The sequence below is a fragment of the Candidatus Deferrimicrobiaceae bacterium genome (assembly GCA_035256765.1).
Lineage (GTDB): Bacteria > Desulfobacterota > Deferrimicrobia > Deferrimicrobiales > Deferrimicrobiaceae > CSP1-8.
Genome location: DATEXR010000154.1, coordinates 1 through 2194, shown reverse-complemented (window position 1 = coordinate 2194; position 2194 = coordinate 1). Strand labels below are relative to the sequence as shown.

Sequence of the window (2194 nt, the reverse complement as noted above, 5' to 3'; positions counted from 1 at the left end):
GAGCTTCGTCCGCAGTTGCTGGACCGTTTCGGGTTGTGCGTGGAGATCTCCGGGGAGAAGGAGATCGTGCTGCGGAAGCAGATCGTGGACCGGGTGCTCTCCTTCGAGAGCGAGGAGCCCGGATTCCTCGAGGAGTGGGCGAGGGAGGACCGGAGGATCCTGCGGCAGGTTACGGAAGGACGCGCCCGCCTGCGCGACGTCCCGATCCCCGATCACCTCCTGAAGACAGTGACGGAGGCGGTCGCCGCGCTCGGCGTGGCGGGCCACCGCGGGGACATCGCGATCCTCAAAACCGCCCGGGCCCTTGCGGCCCTGCGGGGAGGGGCCGACCTCTCCGCGGCGGACCTTTCGGATGCCATCCGGCTCGCCCTGCCGCACCGCATCCCGAGGAGCGGGGTTTCGGCCCGCGCCGCGCGCCACGTGGAGCGGCTCCTCTCCTGGGCGTTTCCCGGGGAGATGCGGGAGGAGGACCGCGAGCCGGTCGTTCCCCTGCCCGACACGGCCCACGGGATGAAGCGGGCCGGGGTCGTCTTCCGCACGCCGACCTACTCGGACGAGGAGCTGGAGCGTCAGGCGATCGAGCAGGCGACGGCGGCGAGAAGGCGCAGCGAGAGGGGGGCCGGGGGCTCCTCGCCTTCCACGTGCGGCGACCCCGATTGCGACATCTGCCAGGGGTTCCTCGAGGAGAACATCATCGCGCCTTCCGCGCCCTACCAGGTCCGCAAGATCGTGGTTCCCCAGGGGAGGAAGCTGCTCGACGCCGCGGGGAAGCGCAGCCGGGCGAAGACCGCGAGCGCCCGCGGCCGCTACGTCCGGAGCGGGCCGTGGAAGAAGGGGCGGGACGTTGCCATGGACGCAACCCTGGTCTCCGCGGTGGCCCACGGGCATGTGGAGCGGCCGTCGGGAAGGGTCCGGATCGCGGTGGAAGACCTGCGCGGGAAGAGGCGGGAGCGGAAGGTGGGGAACCTGATCCTCGTCCTTCTCGATGCCTCGGCGTCGATGGAGACGCAGAAGAGGATGGTGGCCACCAAGGGAGCGGTCCTGTCGCTTCTGCGCGACGCCTACGTGAAGAGGGATCGGGTGGGGCTCATCTCCTTCCGGGACACGGTGGCGGAGGTGGTGGTGTCCCCGACCGGCTCCGCTTCGATGGCCGCGATGCAGCTTACCTGGCTCGCTTCCGGCGGCACGACCCCGCTTTCCATCGGGATCTACGCAGCGGTCAAGACGCTCGAGAGGGAGCAGGTCCGCGACCCCGGGCGCAAGCCCCTCCTGGTGCTCATCACCGACGGGAGGGCCAACGTGGCGTACGTCGGGGGGGAGCCGCTCGAGGAGGCGGTGCGGATGGGGAAGATCATCCGCCGGATGGGCGTCACCTCGCTGGTCATCGACACGGACCGGATGATGATGGGCCCGGCGGCGCTTCGTGCCTCGATGGAAGCGACCGAGAAGAGGAAGAAGACGCGGGGGATCTTCTCCGGCGGGCCGGCGAAGACCGTCGCGGACGCGATGGGCGCGAAGTACCTGTCGCTCGCGGAGATGAGCCAGTCCGCGATCCTGGCTGCGATCCGGGCGCGGTCGATCATCTGACGCGCAAAGAACCCGGGGCGGGGCGCCGCACGGGGTTCGAGGGAAAAGGGGAGGAGCGCATGGAACCGAGAATGTCGATCTCCCGGAAAACGATCGAGGAGCGGTACGGGCCGATCGGGACGGGGAACAAGGTCTTGTTTCTCAAGGGCGTCCCGATGTCGCTCCGGAAGGTCTCCCGGAAACTCATGCTGCAGTTCGAGGACCTGATCCCGATCGACGGCGGCGCGTTTCCCGAGGACCGGTACTGGATCCGGTTCTACGAGGGGGAGCAGCGCAAGGTCCTCGTCATCGAGTTCAACGGGGAGTTCGACATCGTGGGGGAGAACGGGGCGGACATCATGGACTGGCTCGGCGACGACTATTTCCGGATCCACTGGCGGGTCTTCTGCCCCGCGGGCGGGGAGGAGTGGCTGGGCGCCGACATGTCGAAGTCGAAGAGGGGGGGCTAAAGGTGCGTCTTTTTCCGTTCAGCGCGATCGTGGGTCAGGAGTTGATGAAGAAGGGTCTGTTGGTGAACGCGGTGGACCCGTCGATCGGGGGGGTTCTGATCCGGGGGGAGAAGGGGACGGGGAAGACGACGGCGGTGCGTGCGTTCGCGTCGGTCCTT

2 protein-coding genes are annotated in these 2194 nt (G+C 68.5%); both read left to right on the top strand.

Going from position 1 to position 2194, the window contains the following annotated elements:
• The coding region (locus tag VJ307_05345; protein HJX73565.1) for a VWA domain-containing protein at positions 1-1587 on the top strand (1587 nt) is incomplete at its 5' end.
• A 59-nt stretch (positions 1588-1646) separates the two neighbouring features.
• Entirely contained in the window at positions 1647-2036 is a 390-nt protein-coding gene (locus tag VJ307_05340) for a hypothetical protein (GenBank protein ID HJX73564.1), read from the top strand.
• Positions 2037-2194: the final 158 nt, after the last annotated feature.